At 57.3% G+C, this 2,933-nt stretch carries 2 protein-coding genes and 1 pseudogene; 2 read left to right on the forward strand and 1 reads right to left on the reverse strand.

The window, feature by feature from the left end; genetic code table 11:
- The first annotated feature begins 151 nt into the window (after positions 1–151).
- Together AX672_RS01765 and AX672_RS01770 are read left to right on the forward strand one after the other, a co-directional pair.
- Complete coding sequence (locus AX672_RS01765) at positions 152–1,489, forward strand: DEAD/DEAH box helicase (protein WP_082730322.1); 1,338 nt, start codon at positions 152–154, stop codon at positions 1,487–1,489.
- Between the two features lie 56 nt (positions 1,490–1,545).
- Positions 1,546–1,773, forward strand: a complete 228-nt coding sequence (locus AX672_RS01770) for a hypothetical protein (protein ID WP_066647294.1) — start codon at positions 1,546–1,548, stop codon at positions 1,771–1,773.
- 9 nt (positions 1,774–1,782) lie between these two features.
- Here the strand turns inward: AX672_RS01770 and AX672_RS01775 are convergent.
- A pseudogene (locus tag AX672_RS01775) lies at positions 1,783–2,933 on the reverse strand (conjugal transfer protein TraG N-terminal domain-containing protein); the annotation flags it as partial.

Raw genomic sequence — 2,933 nt, forward strand, 5'->3', positions numbered from 1 at the left:
CCCGCACTCCGCTAATTTACGCCGCGACCTGTGCCAAATGTTCTGACGACGGACAGCAGCCAAACGACTACGCCAGACGAAAGAAGACACAGAGCCGCTCCAGCCAGTTCTTCCGCTTGGCGATAGCTTTGCAGATCTTCGTGAAAGGCAAGTGGAGGCCGTCCAGAACTCGGCATATCGATGTTCAATCACAATCGGTCCGCCGGGAACTGGCAAGACCTATACGATTGGCGCGTTGGGCGCCTACCTGCTCAAGAGATTTCCGAAATCTCGCATACTCCTGCTGGGACCAACGAATGTCGCCGTGGACACGGCACTGGTTTCCATCGATGATTGGCTTGGGCGCATCGACAAGCCAGCTATCGCGAAAACGACCAAACGGGTGGGCGCCTATTTTGACCCACGGAAGTTTGTAAATCGCCCGCACCTGCTCGCACCAGGTATTGCCGAAAAGAGCACGGAATTCTTGCTACTTGAGGCATCCGAACCTCCGAAGAGCAAAGTCGGCGAGCACATCAGATGGAAGGACAAATTGAGCGCACTCCGCAAGGAGCTGGGCGCAGATATCTCGGCCGTCGCGTCCGAAGCCAGGCTTGTGGCGACTACCGTTTCCTCGGCGATCACTTGGCATGAAACCCTGCGCGCGGCGGGCCCTTGGCATTTTGTGATCTGCGACGAGGCCAGTCAGGTGATTGGACCAGCCGCCCTCATGGTGCCGGCAATGGGGCAGCAGACCATATTTGCCGGTGATCCATGTCAGCTGTCGCCGATCGTTCAAAGCGCTGGGGCGGGCGAAAAGGCCCTTCTTGGGAAAACGGCATTCGATCTGTTCGCCCATGTTCCAACGACCATGCTGAACGAGCAGTCTCGAATGGCAGTTGGAATCTGCCAGGCTGTAAGCACGACATTCTATGACGGCGAACTCAAGGTATGTCGAAAGGCGCTGGCTGATCCCGAGTGGAAGAAGCAGCGCAGCCCCTTTTTCGTAGATGGACGCGAGATCCCGCGAGTTTGCTTCGATCAAGTCTCAGAGCCAGCGACGTATTCGCAAAGCTACGGTGGCTTCATTCGTTTTCAGTCGGCCAAGCTCATCGAAACCATTATCGATAATCTGGCTGGCTCGTATGTCGATGCGGAGGACATTATGGTTCTGACGCCTTTTCGAGCTCAACGAACGCTGATCCGGAATTTTCTCAGGCGACGGCATCCCGAAATTTCAGTCAGTACTGTTCACCGAGCACAAGGAAGCGAGCGGACCCTCGTGATCTTTGATCCGGTGGACGGAACATCAAATTTTTTGCAAGGCCGCGATGGCGAAAGGCTCATCAATGTGGCGATTTCTCGTGCGAAAGCACACGTAATCGTGCCCTTCGTTCGCGACGACCTCAACAACCCTGCTTTAGGATTGCTACACAAAATCGCGAGCAAATCCTTTCAGACTGCTGGTAAATTCGCCCGTCCATTCACGTTCTCGTCACTTGCAAATTGACCACCGATCTTGTTATGTTCTCGTCCGGGTTCTTTCAAACATTGGAATGTAAGGCCATGGAAAATCGCAAGCCTGAAATGCCGAACCTCGATGGGGTTGATGCGGCATCGCCTTGGTCAGGCTTTGCGGAAGTTAGCGAAGCTATCCGTGACAATCGTCTGATGGAGTATCAGATCAAGAAGTCCTTGGCCGACCCTTGGGCGCGCAGTCTCACGCTAGCGGTTCTGGTCGTCATTGCAGCTGGTTTTTCGTACTTGGCTGGCGCGTCTTTCGGACTGTGGTGACCGTTGCAGTCACCACTCCTTCACATCATCCGCTGCTTCTGCACTGGCACCTTGGGCTCCCTTGGTGATCGCGTCCAGACGCCCCCTAGAGCCGGTAATCTTCTGGCGACCGGCCGCCTGAGCCCTTTGCACCTCTTCTTGGAGACCGCCGGCACCGACCCGTGGTACCGACCCGGAAGCTCCGCCACCGGTCTGTGCTCGGCCGCGCACTGATCCCGCGCCAGAGACCGCTGGACGGGATACGGGCAACCCGGGGGCGAGTACAAGGCGATCGTCGATCCCGTCGCGAAGCTGCTCGGCATAACTTTCGACGAACTTTGCCTGCAATGCCTGGCCTTCCGGACTGAGTTGGAAGGTGATGTCATCGAACCGCGCATTGCCATAGAAATCGCGGTTGCTTTCGATCTCGGCGAGACCCCATTCACGGTAGGCTTGGGACAGGTTAAGACTGCCTGCAGCACTGTTTCCTTCGAAGAAAGACGCCTGGCTCTCGAGACGATTGGCAAGCTCCTCGGCTCGGCGAGCCTCGACAGTGAAGCTCTGCGCTTCCGTCAGAGAGGCATTCATACCGCTTGCGGTTGTCGAGATCGACGAGCTTGATGAGGTACTGACTGAGCGAATGAACCCATCGCGGGTGCTCGACCAATTGCGGCTGTCAGACATCTGGGACAGGCTCCCAAAGATCCGCGAACGGTCTTCCGAAGCGATGCCGATGTCGCTGTCGGTCCATGTACGTGTCCCGCCGCCCTTTAGGCCGACGTTAGCCGAAGCGACACCGTTCGAGATGCCCGCTTTGGCGCCGGCTTCACCACCGAGGAACCAGGCCGTTGAAATGTCATCGGCCGCTCTGTGCGACAGGCCAAACTGCCGTTGCAGACTGGTCGATGCCTGATCGACCTCGCTGAATGCGGTCTGGATGCTGTCGGAGTTCGAGGTGCCAGTCGCGCTCTCGAAGGATGCGCCGCGGCTGAACTGGTCCCTGAGCTCACGGAACTTCGTGACGGCGCTGGTCGTCGATTCCGTGGCGACATTGGCATAGCTCTCGCTGTTGGCGCGGGCTTGGGACGCCATGGTCGAAAGCCGCGATGTGAACTCCTGGCCCAGCTGTCCCCCGTCAGCACCAATGGCACAGATTTGAGGTTGTGATTTAAGGAGGGTTG

Origin of the sequence: Sphingomonas sp. CCH10-B3, assembly GCF_001556185.1 — a bacterium.
GTDB lineage: Bacteria > Pseudomonadota > Alphaproteobacteria > Sphingomonadales > Sphingomonadaceae > Sphingomonas > Sphingomonas aquatica.